Source organism: Nocardia sp. NPDC057455 (genome assembly GCF_042802775.1).
Lineage (GTDB): Bacteria > Actinomycetota > Actinomycetes > Mycobacteriales > Mycobacteriaceae > Nocardia.
In genome coordinates this window covers 1-18,513 of the sequence record NZ_JBHVDM010000016.1, presented here as the reverse complement: position 1 = coordinate 18,513, position 18,513 = coordinate 1, and the positions used below count along the sequence as shown (strand labels likewise).

General features: G+C 68.2%; 16 protein-coding genes and 2 tRNA genes. 8 read left to right on the top strand and 10 right to left on the bottom strand.

Annotated features, from left to right (window positions below):
* Window positions 1–259 precede the first annotated feature (259 nt).
* Window positions 260–916: a DUF3515 domain-containing protein gene (locus ACFU5M_RS09215; RefSeq protein ID WP_379046512.1), complete on the top strand. Its 657-nt coding sequence runs from the start codon at window positions 260–262 to the stop codon at window positions 914–916.
* 143 nt (window positions 917–1,059) lie between these two features.
* Here ACFU5M_RS09215 and ACFU5M_RS09210 read toward each other — a convergent pair whose 3' ends face one another.
* Together ACFU5M_RS09210 and ACFU5M_RS09205 are read right to left on the bottom strand one after the other, a co-directional pair.
* Complete coding sequence (locus ACFU5M_RS09210) at window positions 1,060–2,163, bottom strand: D-alanine--D-alanine ligase family protein (protein ID WP_379046335.1); 1,104 nt, start codon at window positions 2,161–2,163, stop codon at window positions 1,060–1,062.
* Window positions 2,164–2,250: 87 nt separating this feature from the next.
* Window positions 2,251–3,246 (bottom strand): NAD(P)H-dependent glycerol-3-phosphate dehydrogenase, encoded by a 996-nt coding sequence (locus tag ACFU5M_RS09205; protein WP_379046332.1) that lies wholly within the window; start codon window positions 3,244–3,246, stop codon window positions 2,251–2,253.
* A gap of 31 nt (window positions 3,247–3,277) precedes the next feature.
* On the opposite strand from ACFU5M_RS09205, the gene cofC reads away from it, so the two are divergent.
* From cofC to ACFU5M_RS09190, 3 genes are all read left to right on the top strand, one after another.
* Window positions 3,278–3,961 carry a 2-phospho-L-lactate guanylyltransferase gene (gene cofC, locus ACFU5M_RS09200; protein ID WP_379046329.1) on the top strand — a complete coding sequence of 228 codons (684 nt, stop codon included), beginning with the start codon at window positions 3,278–3,280 and terminating at the stop codon, window positions 3,959–3,961.
* A gap of 71 nt (window positions 3,962–4,032) precedes the next feature.
* Window positions 4,033–6,204: an RNA degradosome polyphosphate kinase gene (locus ACFU5M_RS09195; protein ID WP_379046326.1), complete on the top strand. Its 2,172-nt coding sequence runs from the start codon at window positions 4,033–4,035 to the stop codon at window positions 6,202–6,204.
* On the top strand, window positions 6,201–7,163 hold the full coding sequence (locus tag ACFU5M_RS09190; protein WP_379046323.1) for an NUDIX domain-containing protein: 963 nt from the start codon (window positions 6,201–6,203) through the stop codon (window positions 7,161–7,163). Before ACFU5M_RS09195 ends, ACFU5M_RS09190 begins: the two co-directional genes overlap by 4 nt.
* A gap of 195 nt (window positions 7,164–7,358) precedes the next feature.
* Here the strand turns inward: ACFU5M_RS09190 and ACFU5M_RS09185 are convergent, their stop codons facing one another.
* The 3 genes from ACFU5M_RS09185 to leuC form a co-directional block, all read right to left on the bottom strand.
* Complete coding sequence (locus tag ACFU5M_RS09185; RefSeq protein ID WP_379046320.1) at window positions 7,359–8,009, bottom strand: HU family DNA-binding protein; 651 nt, start codon at window positions 8,007–8,009, stop codon at window positions 7,359–7,361.
* 156 nt (window positions 8,010–8,165) lie between these two features.
* Window positions 8,166–8,774 carry a 3-isopropylmalate dehydratase small subunit gene (leuD, locus tag ACFU5M_RS09180; RefSeq protein ID WP_379046317.1) on the bottom strand — a complete coding sequence of 203 codons (609 nt, stop codon included), beginning with the start codon at window positions 8,772–8,774 and terminating at the stop codon, window positions 8,166–8,168.
* Between the two features lie 39 nt (window positions 8,775–8,813).
* On the bottom strand, window positions 8,814–10,235 hold the full coding sequence (gene leuC / locus ACFU5M_RS09175; RefSeq protein WP_379046314.1) for a 3-isopropylmalate dehydratase large subunit: 1,422 nt from the start codon (window positions 10,233–10,235) through the stop codon (window positions 8,814–8,816).
* 154 nt (window positions 10,236–10,389) lie between these two features.
* Here leuC and ACFU5M_RS09170 point away from each other — a divergent pair, with 154 nt between their 5' ends.
* From ACFU5M_RS09170 to ACFU5M_RS09160, 3 genes are all read left to right on the top strand, one after another.
* Entirely contained in the window at window positions 10,390–11,091 is a 702-nt protein-coding gene (locus ACFU5M_RS09170; RefSeq protein WP_174183959.1) for an IclR family transcriptional regulator, read from the top strand.
* A gap of 33 nt (window positions 11,092–11,124) precedes the next feature.
* On the top strand, window positions 11,125–11,625 hold the full coding sequence (locus tag ACFU5M_RS09165) for a PPOX class F420-dependent oxidoreductase (RefSeq protein WP_379046310.1): 501 nt from the start codon (window positions 11,125–11,127) through the stop codon (window positions 11,623–11,625).
* 148 nt (window positions 11,626–11,773) lie between these two features.
* Window positions 11,774–11,953, top strand: coding sequence for a DUF5302 domain-containing protein (locus tag ACFU5M_RS09160; RefSeq protein WP_062969883.1), 180 nt, complete (start codon window positions 11,774–11,776; stop codon window positions 11,951–11,953).
* Between the two features lie 607 nt (window positions 11,954–12,560).
* Here ACFU5M_RS09160 and ACFU5M_RS09155 read toward each other — a convergent pair.
* The 4 genes from ACFU5M_RS09155 to ACFU5M_RS09140 all read right to left on the bottom strand — a co-directional run bounded on the left by ACFU5M_RS09155 (window position 12,561) and on the right by ACFU5M_RS09140 (window position 15,242).
* Window positions 12,561–12,633: transfer RNA gene (locus tag ACFU5M_RS09155), tRNA-Glu, on the bottom strand.
* A 144-nt stretch (window positions 12,634–12,777) separates the two neighbouring features.
* A tRNA-Gln gene (locus ACFU5M_RS09150) sits at window positions 12,778–12,849 on the bottom strand.
* A 115-nt stretch (window positions 12,850–12,964) separates the two neighbouring features.
* The gene (gene gltX, locus ACFU5M_RS09145) at window positions 12,965–14,455 is read right to left on the bottom strand and encodes a glutamate--tRNA ligase (protein ID WP_379046305.1); all 1,491 of its coding nucleotides are present in this window, start codon (window positions 14,453–14,455) and stop codon (window positions 12,965–12,967) included.
* Between the two features lie 13 nt (window positions 14,456–14,468).
* Window positions 14,469–15,242: a fumarylacetoacetate hydrolase family protein gene (locus tag ACFU5M_RS09140; protein ID WP_379046301.1), complete on the bottom strand. Its 774-nt coding sequence runs from the start codon at window positions 15,240–15,242 to the stop codon at window positions 14,469–14,471.
* A gap of 201 nt (window positions 15,243–15,443) precedes the next feature.
* Between ACFU5M_RS09140 and ACFU5M_RS09135 the strand changes: the two genes are divergently transcribed.
* Window positions 15,444–16,625 carry an MFS transporter gene (locus ACFU5M_RS09135; protein WP_379046298.1) on the top strand — a complete coding sequence of 394 codons (1,182 nt, stop codon included), beginning with the start codon at window positions 15,444–15,446 and terminating at the stop codon, window positions 16,623–16,625.
* A 676-nt stretch (window positions 16,626–17,301) separates the two neighbouring features.
* Here ACFU5M_RS09135 and ACFU5M_RS09130 read toward each other — a convergent pair.
* A complete protein-coding gene (locus tag ACFU5M_RS09130; RefSeq protein ID WP_379046295.1) occupies window positions 17,302–18,309 on the bottom strand; it encodes a 3-isopropylmalate dehydrogenase in 1,008 nt (335 codons plus the stop codon).
* Window positions 18,310–18,513 lie beyond the last annotated feature (204 nt).

Sequence of the window (18,513 nt, the reverse complement as noted above, 5' to 3'; positions counted from 1 at the left end):
GGTACCCTTTCGGAGGCACTCGAGTACTACCGGCCCCGTCCACCGCTGCGCGGCTGCTGACCAGGGGCGACGCGCGCACCAGAAAGGATCGGTGACCATGGCGGCGGATTCGCCGGACCGCGATTCGGCGGAGCAGCGGGAGGAGCACGGGGAAGTCGCGCCCGGATCCCGGAAGTCCGAGAGCTCGGACGATGCGGCGGATAGCGTCGGCGCGGTTCCCGCCGACGCCCTTCCCTCCGACGCCCTTCCCTCCGACGCCGTGGCACCGGACATCGGCACTGCGGACCGCGACGCCGAGAACTCGCCCGCAGCAGCAGACGAGCGCGACACCGAAGACTTCGACGCGGCAGCGAACGAGCCGGACAACCCGCCTGCCCCGGCGCACCAGTACTCGCCCGCGCTCATCGCCACCGCCGTGGCGCTTCCGGTGGTGCTGGTCGTCGCCGTGATCGTGGCCGCCGTGCTAGCGCGCCGCGCGCCCGTCGAGCGAGAACCGCTGGTGCTCGGCCCTGTCCCGGCCCCGGCGGCGGAGGGCCCGGCCTGCGCCGCGCTCCTGCCCGCTCTGCCCGCGAACCTGGGCGAATTCACCAAATCGACCCTGGTCGAGCCCGCTCCGCCCGCTACCCGCGCATGGCAGCGCACCGAAGGCGACGAGGCCATCGTTGTGCGCTGCGGGTTGGATCGCCCGCTGGAATTCAACCGCGCCTCGCCGCTGCAGATCGTCAACGGCGTGCAGTGGTTCGAGGTCCGCGACCGAGCCGCCGCGGCGAGCACCTGGTTCGCCGTCGACCGGGGTGCTTACATCGCCCTCACGGTCCCCGACGGCTCCGGCCCCACGCCGCTGCAAGAAGTCTCCGACACCATCACCGCCCACCTCCCGGCCCAGCCCATCGACCCGGGGCCGCTGCCGAACTGACGGCGAGCAGTGTGCGCCGATCCACCCGCGGAGGCGGGCGACTCGTCCTGCGGCGCACACACACCGCGGCCGGCCCCGTCACAGCGGACAAGCGGTCAGAGCCGAACGCCGACCGGAGCGTGACCGAGTTCAGGGAATCGGGCTCAACGCAGGCCGGTGCCGCGGGCGAGCGCGGTGTCGATGAGCGTGGAGATCAGTGCGGCGAAATCGACGCCGGTGGCCTCCCACATGCGCGGGTACATGGAGATGGCGGTGAATCCCGGCATCGTGTTGATCTCGTTGATCACCGGTCCCTGCTCGGTGACGAAGAAATCGACCCGTGCCAGGCCCTGGCAGTCGAGGGCTCGGAAGGCGCGTACGGCCAATTCCCGGATCTGATCGGAGACCTCGTCGTCCAGCTTGGCGGGGACGTCGAATTCGCAGACGTCGTCGAGATATTTGGTGTCGAAGTCGTAGAAGGCGGGCGCATCGGCGATGGTGCCGGTCTCCGGCATCCGGATCTCCGCGACCGCACTCGAAGCGACCCGGCCGTCCGGGAATTCCAGGACCCCGCACTCCACTTCGCGTCCGACGATGCCCGCTTCGACGATCACCTTCGGGTCGTGCGCGCGCGCCGCCGCGATGGCGGCATCGAGTTCATCCCAGTCGCAAACCCGGGTGATGCCGATCGACGAACCGCCGCGGGCGGGTTTGACGAACACCGGTAGGCCGAGGCGCAGCCGGTCCTCCTCGGCGACCGTCGCGGTGCCGGGCCGCAGCACCACCTGGGTGCCGACCGGCAACCCCTCGGCCGCGAGCAGTTTCTTGGTGAACTCTTTGTCCATGCCCGCCGCGCTGGCCAGCACGCCGGGGCCGACATAGGGGACTCCGGCGAGTTCCAGCATTCCTTGCAATGTGCCGTCCTCACCGAACGGTCCGTGCAGGATCGGGAAGACCACGTCGACCGCGCCGAGCGCGGCGCTCGGATCGTCGAGCGCGATCAGCGCTCCCGAGCGGCTCGGGTCAGCGGCCAGGGTGAGTGCCGTGCCGTTGGCGTCCACCGACGGCAGGGCGCGGTCGTGGATGCCGAGCGCGGCCACGTCCGCGCCGCCGAGCACCCAGCGGCCCTCGGTGGTGATGCCGATCGGCACGGCGTCATACTTCTCCGGATCGAGGTGACGCAGCACGCTACCGGCCGATACGCAGGATACGGCGTGCTCGTTGCTGCGCCCGCCGAAGACCACTGCCACCCTGATCCGGTTCGTCATGCCCCGAACCGTACCCGTTTCGGTGCGCGCTCCCACCGCTGACCGTCCCGGACACTCCGGCCTCCGCGGGCGCGGGGCGGGGCCGGATCACTCCGGCTTGATCCGCCGCCCCAGCAGGTTGCCGACGGCTTCGCGCACGGAGAGCCCTTCGTGACAGACCTGATGCACGGAAGTGGTCAGCGGCATCTCGACGCCGTGCCGTTCGGCCAGCGCGCGCACCGATGTGCAGGACTTCACACCCTCGGCGACCTGGCCATGAGTGGCCGACTGCGCGGCATCCATGGATCCGCCCGCCCCGAGCACATGACCGAACGACCGGTTGCGCGACAGTGGGGAGGTGCAGGTGGCGACCAGGTCCCCGACTCCGGCCAGGCCGGCCAGTGTCACCGGCTCCGCGCCCAGGGCCACCCCGAGCCGGATGATCTCGGCCAGACCACGGGTGATCAAGCTCGCGATCGAGTTGTCGCCCAGACCCATTCCCGAGGCGATGCCGCAGGCCAGCGCGATGACGTTCTTACAGGCGCCGCCGATCTCGCAGCCGACCACATCGGTGTTGGTGTAGGGCCGGAAGTATCCGGTCGCGCTGGCGTGCTGCACCGCCACAGCGCGGTCGTTGTCCGAGCAGGCGATCACGGTCGCGGCGGGCTGGCCCACCGCGATCTCGCGCGCCAGGTTCGGCCCGGACAGCACCGCGATCCGGCTCTGATCCGCCCCGGTGACCTCCTCGATCACCTGACTCATCCGCAGCAGCGTCCCGGTCTCGATGCCCTTCGCCAGGCTCAGCAAGGTGGCGTCGGCGGGAATCAGTCCCTTCCACTCCGCGAGGTTGGCGCGCAGCGACTGCGACGGCACCGCCAGCACGACGATATCGGCTCCGTCCAGCGCCACCGCGGGCTCGGGAGTCGCCGCGATCGGTGGTAGCGGAATATCCGACAGGTAATCGGGATTGCGATGTTCGGTGGCCAGCGCCGCGGCGACCTCGGGCCGCCTGGCCCAGATCGTGACCTCGGTTCCCGCGTCCGCCAACACCTTCGCGAACGCGGTGCCCCACGATCCCGCGCCCAGCACTGCCACCCTCGTCATCAGCCCAATATGCCATGGAAGGATTGCTCGCATGCGCCCGCACGCCGTGCATGCCGTGATCGCGGTCAAGAGCCTCGATCAGGCCAAGAGCCGACTGGCCGATCGGCTGCGCCCGGAGCACCGGGCACGCCTGGTGCTGGCCATGCTCGCCGACACCGTGACCGCCACCGCGGCGGTCGGCGAGGTCGTGTCGGTCACCGTGGTCACGCCCGACCCCGAGGTCGCGGACCTGGCCCGCACGCTGGGCGCCGACGTCCATCCGGAACCGCGCGAACCGCGTGCCGACGGGCTGAACACCGCGTTGGCCGCCACCGCTACCGCGTTGCGCGGTGCGCACGGGCCGGTCGATCTGCTCGCGCTGCAGGCCGATCTGCCGGCGCTGCGTTCGGAAGAGCTGTCGGACATGCTCGCCGCCGCCCCGCGCGGACTGCGCTCGATCGTGGCCGACCACGAGGGCAGCGGCACCGCCGCGCTCGTGGTTCGCGACCCGGTCGCCGCGCTCGACCCCCGCTTCGGCCCCGGATCGGCGCGCAGCCATATCGAGGCGGGAGCGGTCGATCTCACCGGGGACTGGCCGGGGCTGCGTCTCGACGTCGACACCGCCGCCGACTTGGACCGCGCGGTGGCGCTCGGGGCCGGAAACGCGACCCGTGCTGTCCTGCACGACATCGGCTGGCCGGGCGGCGTTCACGAACCCGTTCCACACGTGTGCTAGCAGGTCGCCATGGTGGTGTGAGACACACGGCGATCGCACTCGCGGGATGCACAGGTGCTCTCCGGTAGGGGATGATCGTTGGCGTGAGCGATACGGAAACCGTCAAGCAGCAGCCGTTGCTTCCCACGCCACCCCCGGCGGCGACACCCCTGTCCGCCGACTCGTCGGCGGCGCGGTTGCCACGCGATCGCTACCTCAATCGTGAATTGAGCTGGCTCGACTTCAACGCCCGCGTGCTCGCCCTCGCCGAGGACGCCTCGCTTCCGTTGCTGGAGCGTGCGAAGTTCCTGGCGATCTTCGCGTCCAATCTCGACGAGTTCTATATGGTGCGGGTCGCGGGACTGAAACGCCGCGCCGAAACCGGCCTGCTGGTGCGGTCGGCCGACGGTCGGTCCCCCGGCGAGCAGCTGGAACTGATCGCCGCGCGCACGCAGGAGATCGCGGTGCGGCATGCCCGCGTCTTCCTCGACAGCGTGCTGCCCGCGCTCACCGCGGAAGGCGTCGCGATCATCGACTGGTCCGATTTGGACGAGGGCGAGCGTCAGCGCCTCTCGGGTTACTTCCAGGACCAGGTGTTCCCGGTCCTCACCCCGCTCGCGGTGGACCCGGCCCACCCCTTCCCCTATATCAGCGGGCTGAGTCTCAACCTCGCGGTGACGGTGAAGGATTACTCGACCGGCGGCGAGCACTTCGCCCGCGTCAAGGTGCCCGACAACGTCGACCGGTTCGTCCGCGTGCGCCGCACCGAATCCGGCTCCCCGATCGCCGCTTTCCTGCCGATGGAAGCGCTCATCGCCGCACACCTGGATCTGCTGTTCCCGGGTATGGAGGTGGTCGAGCACCACTCGTTCCGGATCACCCGCAACGCGGATTTCGAGGTCGACGAGGACCGCGACGAGGACTTGCTCCAGGCGCTGGAGCGCGAGCTGGCCCGGCGGCGGTTCGGTTCGCCGGTTCGACTAGAGGTGTCCGACGACATGACCGAGCACATGCTCGATCTGCTCCTGCGGGAGCTGGATGTCGACCCCGGTGACGTCATCCAGGTGCCCGGCCTGCTCGACCTGTCCTGCCTCTGGCAGGTGTACGGCGTGGACCGGCCGAATCTGAAGGACACCCCGTACGTCCCCGTGACACCGCCCGCGTTCGGCGAGCGCGAGACCCCGCGCAACGTCTTCGCCGCGCTGCGCGAGGGCGACGTGCTCGTGCACCATCCCTACGACTCGTTCTCCACCAGCGTGCAGCGCTTCATCGAGCAGGCCGCCGCCGATCCGCAGGTGCTGGCCATCAAGCAGACCCTGTACCGCACCTCCGGCGACTCCCCGATCGTCAACGCGCTCATCGACGCGGCCGAGGCGGGTAAGCAGGTGGTCGCCTTGGTGGAGATCAAGGCGCGCTTCGACGAGCAGGCCAACATCAAATGGGCCCGCGCGCTGGAACAGGCCGGCGTGCACGTGGTGTACGGCCTCATCGGCCTGAAGACCCACTGCAAGACCTGCCTGGTGGTGCGCCGCGAAGGCGCGACCATCCGCCGCTACTGCCACATCGGGACCGGCAACTACAACCCGAAGACCGCACGCCTCTATGAGGACGTCGGGTTGCTCACCGCGGCACCGGAAATCGGCGCCGACCTGACCGACCTGTTCAATTCGCTGACCGGTTACTCGCGCAAAGAGAATTATCGCAACCTGCTCGTCGCCCCGCACGGCGTGCGCGCGGGCATCATCGAGCGCATCCAGCGCGAGACCGAGCTGGCCGGTCAGGGCGAGGACGCCCGGATCTTGCTGAAGGCCAACGCGATCGTCGACGAGGAGATCATCGACGCGCTGTACCGGGCCTCACAGGCGGGCGTGCCGGTGCGGATCGTGGTGCGCGGCATCTGCGGTCTGCGCCCCGGCGTAGCCGGCATGAGCGAGAACATCGAGGTCCGCTCCATCCTCGGCCGGTTCCTGGAGCATTCCCGCATCCTGCACTTCCAGGCACAGGACGAGTACTGGATCGGCAGCGCCGACATGATGCACCGCAACCTGGATCGCCGGGTCGAGGTGATGGCGCAGGTGAAGGATCCGCGGTTGACCGAGCAACTGCACGGGGTGTTCGAATCCGCTCTGTCGCCGACCACGCGCTGCTGGGTGCTGCAACCGGACGGCACCTGGCAGGCGTCGCCGGGTTCGTCCGGCGACGGGGACAAGATCAGAGATCATCAGGAGTTCTTGATGCGGCTGCGGAGGCCAGATCAGCAGTGAACGCCAAGACGGGGTTCGAACAAGAGGGGGGCCCGTTCTGGGATCCCCGGATCACTGCCAATATCCACGCCGCGGGGGCGGTGCTGTGGCGTGAATCGTCCGCGGGGACGATCGAGATCGCGCTCGTGCACCGCCCCAAGTACGAGGATTGGTCACTGCCGAAGGGCAAGCTCGACCCGGGTGAGACACCGGTGCTGGCCGCGGTCCGCGAGGTCCGCGAGGAGACCGGGCTGGAATGCAGGCTCGGCCGCTACCTCGGCCACGTGACCTATCCGATTCCCGGCCATCGCAAGCTGAAGCGGGTCGACTACTGGGCCGCCGAACAGGCGGGCGGGGAGTTCACCGCCAACTCCGAGGTGGATCTGCTCAGCTGGCACCCGCTGGATCGGGTGATGGACCAGTTGTCGTATCCGATGGACCGCCAGGTGGTGCGCGCCTTCACCCGGCTGCCCGCGCGCACCGACACCCTCCTTCTGGTCCGGCACGCCAAAGCCGGCCGCAGGGACCGCTACAACGGTCCCGACGAGCTGCGTCCGCTCGACCGTGAGGGCGAGACGCAGGCGCGGGCGCTCACGCCGAATCTGCTGGCATTCGGCGCATCTCAGGTCTACTCGGCTCCTCCCCTGCGCTGCACGCAGACCGTGGCGCCGCTCGCGGAGAAGCTCGACGCCGAAATCATCGAGGAGCCACTGTTTTCCGAGACCGGGTACGCCGAACACCCGGACAAGGCCCGGGAGTGTCTTCGAGCCCTGGTGTCGGACAAAGCCGTTCGCGTCGTCTGCAGTCAGGGCAAGGTGATCCCGGATCTGCTGAGCGGACTGGCCGAACGCGACGGACTCGCGCTGCCGTCGGCGCGCAATCGCAAGGGCAGTGTGTGGGTGCTGTCGTTCGTCGGCCATCGCTTGGTGGCCGCCGACCATCTGGATCGATCGCTGTCAGCCTACGACGGGCAGACCTGATACGACGGCAACTTCCCCGTCACCGCGCGGGTCGGCGGGCGCCGAGAAGGACAACGGCGCGCCGCGAGGATGAGGTCACGGTAGGCGGACAGCCGAAAACGGCCCCGGGTGTCTCCCGGGGCCGTCTCGACGTTGAGGCGAATGGGCCCGATGGTAGGGCCGCGCATTCAGCGCCGATCCGGCGGTGGCTCGAGATCAGCGGGTTCCACGAGCCGAGGCCTTCTTGGCCGCGGTCTTCTTCGCTGGTGCCTTCTTGGCGGCGGTGGTGGTCTTCTTGGCCGCCGTGGCCTTGGTGGCCGTCTTCTTGGCCGGAGCCTTCTTCGCGACCGCGGCCTTCTTCGCGGGCGCCTTCTTCGCGGCGGTCTTCGTAGCGGTCGTCTTGCGCGCGGTGGTCTTCGCCGGGGCCTTGGCGGCGGCCTTGCGGGCCGTGCTCTTGGCCGGAGCCTTGGTCGGCGTCGATTTCTTGGCGGCGGTCTTCTTGGCCGCCGTCTTCTTCGCCGCCGCCTTCTTCGCGGCCACCGGCGCATTCACCCCGCGCTTGACGGCGGGCCCGGTAGCGGCCAGTTTCTGCTTACCCGCGATCACAGCCTTGAACTGGGCGCCGGGGCGGAACGCGGGCACCGAAGTGGGCTTGACCTTGACGGTTTCACCGGTACGCGGGTTCCGTGCGACGCGAGCCGCGCGCTTACGCTGTTCGAACACACCGAAACCGGTGATTGTGACGCTCTGACCCTTGTGCACCGCGCGCACGATGGTGTCGACCACATGCTCGACTGCCGCGGTGGCCGTGCGCCTGTCCGTACCCAACTTTTCGGTCAGAACGTCGATCAGTTCCGCCTTGTTCATTGAATCCTCCGCAGACTAATGGCCCGTCGTCGGACCGACTAGGTACCACGGTAAACCCACTTTGGGCAAGAGTCTATGTGCCACGCCAAAATTCATGTGGTTTAGCACACGTCCAGCTACCGCAACTCCGGCTGTCCAGCTAACCGGCAAGGGTGATTACGTCTGCGAAATATGTGCTGGAAGGGTAGTGGGTTTCCATGCTGGCCTTGCCTTTTCGAACCGGGTGATCGCGTCCTCCCGGCGCAGGGTCAGCCCGATGTCATCCAATCCCTCCAGCAGACGCCACCTGGTGTAGTCATCAATATCGAACGGCAACACGACGGTTCCGGCCGTCACCGTGCGTGCCCCGAGATCCACAACCAATTCCAAGCCGGGCTGTTCCTCGAGCAACTTCCAGAGCATTTCGACATCGTTCTGTGACATCTGAGCGGCGAGCACACCACCCTTGCCCGCATTGCCGCGGAAGATGTCGGCGAACCGGGATGAGATGACCACCCGAAAGCCGTAGTCCGCCAGCGCCCAAACAGCGTGCTCACGGGACGACCCGGTACCGAAATCCGGACCCGCCACCAGCACACTACCGCTGTTGTAAGGCGCGATGTTCAGAATGAAGTCGGGATCCGCCCGCCATGCGGCGAACAACCCGTCCTCGAATCCGGTCCGTGTCACCCGCTTGAGGTAGACCGCCGGGATGATCTGATCGGTATCGACATTGGAGCGGCGCAGCGGCACCCCGATGCCCTTGTGCACAGTGAAGGCTTCCATTACGAATCTCCTGGGTTTGTTTGAGGGAATCGGGGCCGGTCAGTCCAGATCCGCAGGCGACGACAGTGTTCCGCGGACCGCCGTCGCGGCCGCTACGAGGGGAGAAACGAGGTGTGTACGGCCGCCTTTGCCCTGCCTGCCCTCGAAGTTGCGGTTCGAGGTGGACGCGCAACGCTGGCCGGGCTCGAGCTGGTCCGGATTCATTCCCAGGCACATTGAGCAGCCCGCCTGCCGCCATTCGGCGCCCGCCGCGGTGAAAATCTCGCCGAGTCCTTCTTTTTCCGCCTGTGCGCGAACCCGCATCGACCCCGGTACAACCAACATTCGCACGCCGTCGGCGACATGACGTCCCTTCAAAATCCCGGCCACCGCACGCAAATCTTCAATGCGTCCGTTGGTGCACGAACCGACGAATACGGTGTCGATCGGTACTTGTCGAAGCGGAGTACCCGGCTCCAAGTCCATGTAACGCAGAGCTTTCTCCGCGGACTCGCGGGCGACCTCGTCGGCGAAGGCGGTGGGGTCGGGCACCGCCGCGCCCAGCGGGGCGCCCTGACCCGGATTGGTGCCCCAGGTGACGAACGGGCTCAGCTCGGCGGCGTCGATGTGCACCTCGGCATCGAAAACGGCACCCTCGTCGGTCTTCAGCGCCTCCCAGGCGGCCACTGCCGCGTCCCAATCGGCTCCCTGCGGGGCGTGTGGCCGTCCTTCGAGGAATTCGTAGGTCGTTTCGTCCGGCGCGATCATGCCGGCCCGCGCGCCCGCCTCGATGGACATGTTGCAGATCGTCATTCGGGCCTCCATCGACATGGCCCGGATGGCCTCGCCGCGGTACTCCAGGACGTAGCCTTGGCCGCCGCCGGTGCCGATCTTCGCGATGACGGCCAGGATCAGGTCTTTGCTCGTCACACCCGCGGGCATGAGGCCGTCCACCGTGATCGCCATCGTCTTGAACGGGCGCAGCGAGAGGGTCTGGGTGGCAAGCACATGCTCGACCTCGGAGGTGCCGATGCCCATCGCCAGCGCCCCGAACGCACCGTGCGTGGAGGTATGACTGTCGCCGCAGACCACGGTCATGCCCGGCTGGGTGAGGCCCAGTTGCGGCCCGACGACGTGCACGATGCCCTGATCCAGGTCGCCCATGGGGTGCAGCCGCACACCGAATTCGGCGCAGTTGCGGCGCAGCGTCTCCACCTGGGTGCGCGAAACCGGGTCGGCGATCGGCTTGTCGATATCGATCGTCGGGACATTGTGGTCCTCGGTCGCGATAGTGAGATCCGGCCGTCGTACCGGCCTGCCCGCGGCGCGCAGCCCATCGAAGGCCTGCGGACTGGTCACCTCGTGCACCAGATGCAGGTCGATGTAGATCAGGTCCGGTTCGCGCGAGGCACCCTCACCCTCCCCGCGAGCAACGACATGCTGGTCCCATACCTTCTCGGCCAGCGTGCGCGGTTCGGCCATTGTCGATCACCTTTCGGACGAAGCAGCCGTTCCGCGATCTGGACTCCGATGCGGCGACGGTTGCACAAGTTGGGATAGCTACGCCTGGTCCGAGCGCTGAGAAGGAGAACCATGAAGGTGGATTTCTCAACATTCGAGACGCTAGTATCGTTCTATGAGACAGCATAGCGGCATCGGCGTCCTCGACAAAGCAGTGGCGGTCCTCTACGCCGTCGCCGAGCATCCCTCGGGTCTCAACGAGCTCTGCGCGCGCACCGGCCTGCCGCGCGCCACCGCACACCGATTGGCCGTCGGCCTGGAGGTGCACCGCCTGCTCGCTCGCGACAGCAACGGCACCTGGCGGCCGGGCCCGGCCCTCGCCGAACTCGCGACCAGCGCTGATGACCCGCTGCTCGAGGCCGCGTCGGCCATCCTCCCCCGGTTGCGCGAGATCACCGGCGAGAGCGTCCAGCTCTACTGCCGCGACGGCAACGCCCGCGTCTGCGTCGCGGCGCTGGAACCCCCGGTCGGACTGCGGGACACCGTGCCGATCGGGGCGCGGCTGCCGCTCACCGCCGGTTCGGCGGCCAAAGTGCTGCTGGCGTGGGCCGACCCGGAATTGCAGCGCACCATCCTGGCGGACGCCGTGTTCGGCGAGCGGGCGCTGGCCGAGGTGCGCAAGCGCGGGTGGGCACAGAGCGCGGCCGAGCGCGCGGCCGGCGTGGCCAGCGTTTCCGCGCCGGTGCGCGACGCCGGGGGCGCCGTGGTCGCGGCCGTGTCCGTGTCGGGGCCGATCGATCGGATGGGCCGCAGACCGGGCGCCCGGTGGGCGGCGGATCTGGTCGCGGCGGCAGAGGCCCTGCACAAGCGCCTGTAACCCGTTTCACATCCGGCTCTCTACAGTGGGCCCATGGGAGTCAACCAACGGGCACAGATCGTGATGTCCGACACCGAGATCACCGAGTTCTTGCAGCGCAGCCGGATCGCGACGCTGGCGACCATCGGCCCGAAGGGCACGCCGCACCTCACCGCGATGTGGTACGCGCTGATCGACGGTGAGATCTGGTTCGAGACCAAGGCCAAGTCGCAGAAGGCGGTGAACCTGCGCCGCGATCCCCGGGTCACCTGCATGGTCGAGGCGGGCGACACCTACGACCAGCTCAGGGGCCTGTCGATCGAGGGCCGCGCCGAGATCGTCGAGGACGCCGACAAACTCTTCGCCGTCGGCGTGAGCGTATGGGAGCGCTACACCGGCCCCTACAGCGAGGAGGTGCGGCCGATGGTCGAGGCCATGCTGCACAAGCGGGTCGCCGTGCGCGTCGTGCCCGAGCGCACGCGCAGTTGGGATCACCGCAAGCTGGGCCTCCCGGCCATGCCCCTCGGCGGCAGCACCGCGCAGGCGCTGGACTGACCCGCGCGCGCTCGGGTCGAGCGACGCGCCCGAAATCCAACTGACACAACCGCCTCGCACCGACTAACGTCGGGGTGTTCGACAGAATTCGGCCGGGCAGCGTCGCCCGCGAGGACGCGCTGCGCGACCGCGACGACGAGGAGCAGCGATGGCGGATTCGGGTAAGTCCAATGGCGCCGACGAGGTGAAGCGCAAGTTCCGGGAGGCACTGGAGCGCAAGAACCAGCAGAACGCCCGCGCGGCAGACCACCTCGACGGACGGTCCAAGGCGTCCGCGGCGCACACCGCGGTCGGCCACAAGCGGGAATTCCGGCGCAAGAGCGGATAGTCCGCGCAGACGGCGAAGGCCCTCCAGCAAGATCGCTGGAGGGCCTTCCTTTTGCGCCGGTTTGCGCCGGACAAGCCGAGGGGCACCCGGTCTCGGCGAACCAATCCTCTCGTCGGCTCTCTACAGCTCCATATCCGTAGGCCCCGATCACCGATCCAGCTGCGCGGAGGGGACTCGGCTCCGTCGTTCCAGCACGCGCTGTCCAGCGGAAATCGAAGCGAGAGGGGGGACGGGCCGAGGACCACGATGGAGCCGACAGCCGGGTCCGACACCTCCGGCAGGCGTATCCGAGAGACCAGGGGCGGGGCGTCGACCCTGCGAGGCGCTACCCCCTCACGAACCGGCTGCGCACCGGGGTGTCCACGACACTTCTGACACGGTTGACAGTCATCCGGCGGCACCGGCTGGTTCGGCACCATCCACCGGCAGCCTGGCTCAGGTATGGCGCTGACACAGCGAATATCTTCACCGGACCACGACTAGCCGGATGGGGCGAACCCCTCGCCGGGGTCCGGGAGCGAAGCCTTCGGGCGGGCGTGGGGGTTGCCCCCACAAGACTCGAAATGAGAAAGGCCCATGCTCCATGAGCATGGGCCTTCTACTTACGTAGCCCCGACGGGATTCGAACCCGCGCTACCGCCTTGAGAGGGCGGCGTCCTAGGCCGCTAGACGACGGGGCCAGGACTGCTTCTCACTGTCGTGAGGAGCGCCGTGTGATCTTTCGATCAGGAGGCTCGGCTAGCTTAACCGGCCGAGGCCCGGCGACCAAATCGCCAGGTGTTGATTGATTTCGGCCGCAAACCGAAGTCGAACAACCCACTCCGCTGGGGTACCAGGACTCGAACCTAGAATGGCTGAACCAGAATCAGCTGTGTTGCCAATTACACCATACCCCAATGACCAGGTCGTTCAGTCGCGAGTCTGGGTGACTCGAGACCGTGTTCCGGGCCGAGAAGAAGAGTACCAAACGGCTACGGGTTAACTACAAATCGCCTGGTCAAAGCCATATTTTCAGCCCTGCGGCGACGCCGGGACCGCTCCCTCCCAGTGCAACGCCGAGCGCAGCCGGTCCAGGGTGACGCCACGGCCGAGCAGTTCCAGCGATTCGTACAGCGGCGGGCTGATATGCGACCCGGTGACCGCCACCCGCACCGGCGCGAACGCTTTGCGCGGTTTGAGCCCCAGATCATCGATCAGCGCCTTTTTCAGCGCCGATTCGATCGCCTCGGCGGTCCAGTCGGTCAACGGCTCCAAGACGGTAATAGCGGACTGCAATACCTCGGCGGCGCCGGAACCGAGATTCTTGGCGCCCGCGGCGGGGTCGATCGCGAACTCGTCCGCAGGCGCGAACAAGAAACGCAGCAGTTCCCAGGCGTCGGACAACACGACGATCCTGGTCTGCACGAGTTCCGCCGCCTCGGCGAATACCTTCTCGTCGATTTCCGCGCCGATACGGCCGTGTTCGGTCAGATACTCCCGCAGCCGGTGGGCGAAATCACCCGGCGCCAGCAATCGGATGTGCTCCGCGTTGAGCGCGTCCGCCTTCTTCTGGTCGAAACGGGCCGGATTCGAATTTACTTTCGAAATGTCGAAGGCCTCGACCATCTCCGCCATGGAGAACACATCGCGGTCCTCGGACAGTCCCCAGCCGAGTAGCGCGAGATAATTCAGCAAACCTTCAGGAATGAACCCGCGGTCGCGGTGGGCGAACAGATTCGACTCCGGATCACGCTTGGACAACTTCTTGTTGCCCTGGCCCATGACGAAAGGCAGATGACCGAACTCGGGAGTGAAATCGGCGACCCCGATACGGCGCAGCGCGGCATACAGCGCGAGCTGCCGCGGCGTGGAGGAAAGCAGGTCCTCACCGCGCAGCACGTGGGTGATCCGCATCAGCGCGTCGTCGACCGGGTTGACCAGCGTGTACAGCGGATCACCGTTACCACGGGTGAGCGCGAAGTCCGGGACGCTACCGGCCTTGAAGATGGTCTCACCGCGCACCAGATCGTGCCAGGACAGGTCTTCGTCGGGCATGCGCAGCCGGATCACGGCGGGCCGGCCCTCGGCCCGGTACGCCTCGATCCGCTCGGGTGTCAGATCGCGATCGTAGTTGTCGTAACCGAGCTTCGGATCGCGCCCCGCGGCGCGATGACGGGCTTCGACTTCTTCCGGCGTGGAGAACGATTCATACGCCTCACCGGCCTCCAGCAAACGCCGAACCACGTCCAGGTGCAGATCTTTTCGCAGCGACTGGCGATATGGTTCGTAAGGCCCGCCGACCTCCGGGCCTTCGTCCCAGGTGAGTCCGAGCCAGCGCAGCGCGTCGATAATCGCCCGGTAGGATTCCTCGGAATCGCGTGCGGCATCGGTGTCTTCGATCCGAAAGACGAATGTGCCGCCGTGGTGGCGGGCGTAGGCCCAGTTGAACAGCGCCGTCCGGATCAGGCCGACGTGCGGTGTCCCGGTCGGTGACGGGCAGAATCGGACCCGTACTTCAGTCATGGCTCTCTTTCGATCAGCGTTTGGCGGCAACGGGATTGGTGAGGGTTCCGATGCCCTCGACGGTCACCGACACCTGCTGGCCCTCGCGCATCGGGCCCACGCCCTCGGGCGTGCCGGTGAGGATGACGTCACCGGGCAGCAGCGTCATCACGGTGGTGACCCACTCGATGAGCTTCGGAATGTCGTGCAGCAGAAGCGAAGTACGGCTGCGCTGACGCACCTCGCCGTCGAGCTCGGTGACGATCTCCAGATCCGAAGGGTCCAAGGACGTTTCGATCCACGGACCGAGCGGGCAGAACGTGTCGTAGCCTTTGCCCCTGGTCCATTGGCCGTCATGGCGCTGCTGGTCGCGGGCGGTCACATCGTTCGCGGCGGTGTAACCCAGCACCACGTCCAGCGCGCGAGCGGCGGGCACGTCCTTGCAGGGGCGGCCGATGACGATCGCCAGCTCGCCTTCGTAGTCGACCTGAGAGGAACTGGGCGGCAAGATGATCGGGGCGTTCGGCCCCACGATCGCGGTATTCGGCTTGAGGAAGATCACCGGGTCGGCGGGGGCGGGCCCGCCCATCTCGGCGGCATGCGCGGCGTAGTTCTTGCCGATGCAGACCACCTTGCTGGCCAGGATCGGCGCGAGCAGCCGCACGTCGGCCAGCGGCCAGCTCCGTCCGGTGAACGTCGGTGTGCCGAACGGATGTTCCGCGATCTCCTTGGCCACGCTGTCGCTTCCGTCGCCCTCGATGCTGACGAAGGCGACTCCTTCGGGACTGGCAACTCGACCTAGACGCATGCCCGGAGTCTATCGACCCGCCGTCACCTGCCCGAACGCGCCCGACCGAGTGGTCGGATCCGGGCAGGCCCTATGGTCCCCGCGCTGTGAGCAGTCCGACAGCCGCCGGCGTCGAATCCAGCGGCCACACGGGTGTACCGTGTGCAGGGCGGTTCACAAAGTGGGAAGCAGATCCCAAATAATGAGATTCGAGGTGGGTCGATGGCGACCGTTACGCAGATCGACGAGGTTCGGCGTTGGTCCATGCTCGGTCTCGGCGTGTTCGCCCAGGCCTCCAGTGCGGTCTTCATCCACGGCGTCCCATTCCTGCTGCCCGCGCTGACCGATCGCGGCATGCCGCTGGCGACGGCCGGGCTGCTGGTGGCCATGCCCACCGTCGGCCTGGTGTGCACCCTGATCGCGTGGGGCTATCTGGTCGACCGGATCGGCGAACGCAAAGTGCTGGTCGGCGGTCCGGTGCTGATGCTTGCGGCCGGGTGCGCCGCGGCCACCACGACCGACGACATCGCGCTGGGCGCACTGCTGTTCCTCGGCGGCGTCGGGGCGGCGAGCACCAACGGCGCCAGCGGCCGGGTGATCGTGGGCTGGTTCCCCCCGCATCGGCGCGGGCTGGCGATGGGGATCCGGCAGACCGCGCAGCCGCTGGGCGTGGGCGTCGGCGCGCTGGCGATTCCGGCCGTCGCCGCCGCCCACGGTGTACCCGCGGCCATCCTCGTTCCCGCGCTCATGGCGGGCGTGGCGGCCGTGGGCTGTCTGGCCGGCATCGTCGATCCGCCGCGCCCCGGCGGCTCCGCGGCCGATCCGGCGTTGCGCGCCAACCCCTATCGCGACTCCGCCACCCTGTGGCGGATCCATCTGGTCTCGGTGCTGCTCGTCGTCCCACAGGGCACCGTGTGGACCTTCGCACTGCTGTGGCTGCACCGCGATATCGGCTGGTCGCTGGCCGCCGCGGGCGCGCTGGTGACGGTTACCCAGATCCTCGGCGCGCTGGGCCGCGTCGGCGCGGGCGCGTGGTCCGATCGGGTCGGCAGCCGGATGGGGCCGCTGCGCACGGTCGCCGTGGCCGCCGTGCTCTCGATGGCCGCGCTGGCGCTGACCGCGTGGACCGAGTGGTGGTGGGCCGCCATCCCGCTGCTGATCGCCGCTTCCGTGATCACCGTCTCCGACAATGGTTTGGCCTTCACCGCGGTCGCCGAGATCGCGGGCCCGTACTGGAGTGGCCGCGGTCTCGGCATCCAGAACACCGGGCAGAACCTCGCCATGGCCGCCGTCCCGCCCGTGTTCGGCGCCCTGATCACCGCCAGCGGCTTCTCCGCCGCCTTCCTCTTGGCCGCCGTCACGGCTGTTGCGGCGATCCCGCTCGTCCCGCGCGACCCCGCCTGACGAACACCGACGTCATCGACCTCGGCGAAGGCCAGTCCCCGCACGCGCACCAGGAAAACGGTCCCGACTGCAATGTCGCTGCCCCGCCGCCGCGACGGGGGTTGCACAGCGGTGGTGAGGCCGGGCTTGCGCCGAGCCGGGGCAGGTCACGTAGCCAGTGGGCCACGCCCAACGGAACTCAGCGGCATCACAGCAGCCGAAACCGAGGTCGAGCCGGGTCACGCCACACCTCCGAGCGGGAGGCACTGCGATGGAACTCCGTGGCACAGCGGTAGCCGAGCCCAAGGCCAGGCGCACCCACGACACATCTCCCAGCTCCCATGTGCGACGGCAACTAGCGACAGGTGGGCGGACCCACAGGGCATGCTCGCACCGAGACCTCATGGCAGGCGGACGATACGACGGGGCTCGGTGGCACAGCGATAGCCGGGTCTCGGCATCACGCCGAGCCACGCCATAGCTTCGTGGAAGCAGGCCAAGGCTCGGCAGTGACGCGTCGGACGCGAGGCAGCTATGCGCGCGGCGGCGATGGTGGCATCGAGTTCATCCCGGTCGCCGACCCGGGCGATGCCGCTCGACCCCGACGTGCGAGTCCGCGTGATGTGCGGAGGACTGATCGGCGATCGATCGCAGGAAGGTCCCGCTCCCGGGTGGGGCGGGACCTTCCTGGGGAACGTCAGAGGGTGGCGGCTATGCGGTCGCCGATCTCGACCGTAGACGCGGCACCCGAGCGTGATTCGAGGTCTTTGGCGACGGCCGACTCGATGCGCGCGGCCGCCTCGGTGTCGCCCAGGTGGTTGAGCAGCAGCGAGACCGAGAGGATCGCGGCGGTGGGGTCGGCCTTGGACTGACCCGCGATGTCCGGGGCGCTGCCGTGCACCGGCTCGAACATGCTCGGGTTCGTCCCGGACGCGTCGATGTTGCCGCTGGCGGCCAGCCCGATGCCGCCGCTCACGGCCGCGGCGAGGTCGGTGATGATGTCGCCGAAGAGGTTGTCGGTGACGATCACGTCGAACCGGCCCGGGTCGTTGACCAGGTGGATGGTCGCGGCATCGATGTGCTGGTAAGCCGTTGAGACGTCGGGGAATTCGGCCGCGACCTCGTCCACGGTGCGCTGCCAGAGCGAGCCCGCGAAGGTGAGCACGTTGTTCTTGTGCACCAGCGTCAGGTGCTTGCGCCGGGCCTGCGCCTTGGCGAAGGCATAGCGCACCACGCGCTCGATGCCGAAGCGGGTGTTGGTGCTGACCTCGGTCGCCACCTCGTGCGGGGTGTCGACGCGGATCGCACCGCCGGTGCCGGTGTATGGCCCTTCGGTGCCCTCGCGCACGACCACGAAGTCGATGTCGGGGTTGCCCGCCAGCGGGCTGGTCACGCCGGGGAACAGCTTGGACGGCCGCAGGTTCACGTGGTGGTCCAGCGCGAACCGGGTGCGCAGCAACAGGCCACGTTCGAGCACGCCGCTGGGCACCGACGGGTCGCCGATCGCGCCGAGCAGGATCGCGTCGTGCTGCTTCAACTCGGGCAGCACCGAGTCCGGCAGGATCTCGCCGGTCGCGTGGTAGCGGCGCGCACCGAGGTCGTACTCGGTCTTCTGCACGCCGGGCACGACCACGTCGAGCACCTTGAGCGCCTCGGCGATGACCTCGGGCCCGATTCCGTCGCCCGGGATGACAGCAAGCTTCATGACAAATGCTCCGTTCGATGTTCCGGTCGCGCCGCCGCAACGTGCGGCCCAGAGGCGGCCGTCGGGTGCGCGCGACATTCCGGCCGGGTGACCGCAGCACCGTCACGGTACTCGGCGCGGCCGGATCGCCGAGCACCGGGCGCGAGGACGCGGCGCACCGCGTACTCGCATCGGCCGAGCGACCGGCGCCGCGCACGAGTGCTC

Bases quoted from the DNA above. Each gene is read 5' to 3' on its own strand.
- ACFU5M_RS09195 (WP_379046326.1), top strand. From the start codon at position 4,033: ATGATCGTTGGCGTGAGCGATACGGAAACCGTCAAGCAGCAGCCGTTG.
- ACFU5M_RS09160 (WP_062969883.1), top strand. From the start codon at position 11,774: ATGGCGGATTCGGGTAAGTCCAATGGCGCCGACGAGGTGAAGCGCAAG.
- ACFU5M_RS09130 (WP_379046295.1), bottom strand. From the start codon at position 18,309: ATGAAGCTTGCTGTCATCCCGGGCGACGGAATCGGGCCCGAGGTCATC.
- leuD (WP_379046317.1), bottom strand. From the start codon at position 8,774: ATGGAAGCCTTCACTGTGCACAAGGGCATCGGGGTGCCGCTGCGCCGC.
- ACFU5M_RS09140 (WP_379046301.1), bottom strand. From the start codon at position 15,242: ATGCGTCTAGGTCGAGTTGCCAGTCCCGAAGGAGTCGCCTTCGTCAGC.
- leuC (WP_379046314.1), bottom strand. From the start codon at position 10,235: ATGGCCGAACCGCGCACGCTGGCCGAGAAGGTATGGGACCAGCATGTC.
- gltX (WP_379046305.1), bottom strand. From the start codon at position 14,455: ATGACTGAAGTACGGGTCCGATTCTGCCCGTCACCGACCGGGACACCG.
- ACFU5M_RS09185 (WP_379046320.1), bottom strand. From the start codon at position 8,009: ATGAACAAGGCGGAACTGATCGACGTTCTGACCGAAAAGTTGGGTACG.
- ACFU5M_RS09205 (WP_379046332.1), bottom strand. From the start codon at position 3,246: ATGACGAGGGTGGCAGTGCTGGGCGCGGGATCGTGGGGCACCGCGTTC.
- ACFU5M_RS09165 (WP_379046310.1), top strand. From the start codon at position 11,125: ATGGGAGTCAACCAACGGGCACAGATCGTGATGTCCGACACCGAGATC.
- cofC (WP_379046329.1), top strand. From the start codon at position 3,278: ATGCGCCCGCACGCCGTGCATGCCGTGATCGCGGTCAAGAGCCTCGAT.
- ACFU5M_RS09210 (WP_379046335.1), bottom strand. From the start codon at position 2,163: ATGACGAACCGGATCAGGGTGGCAGTGGTCTTCGGCGGGCGCAGCAAC.
- ACFU5M_RS09170 (WP_174183959.1), top strand. From the start codon at position 10,390: ATGAGACAGCATAGCGGCATCGGCGTCCTCGACAAAGCAGTGGCGGTC.
- ACFU5M_RS09135 (WP_379046298.1), top strand. From the start codon at position 15,444: ATGGCGACCGTTACGCAGATCGACGAGGTTCGGCGTTGGTCCATGCTC.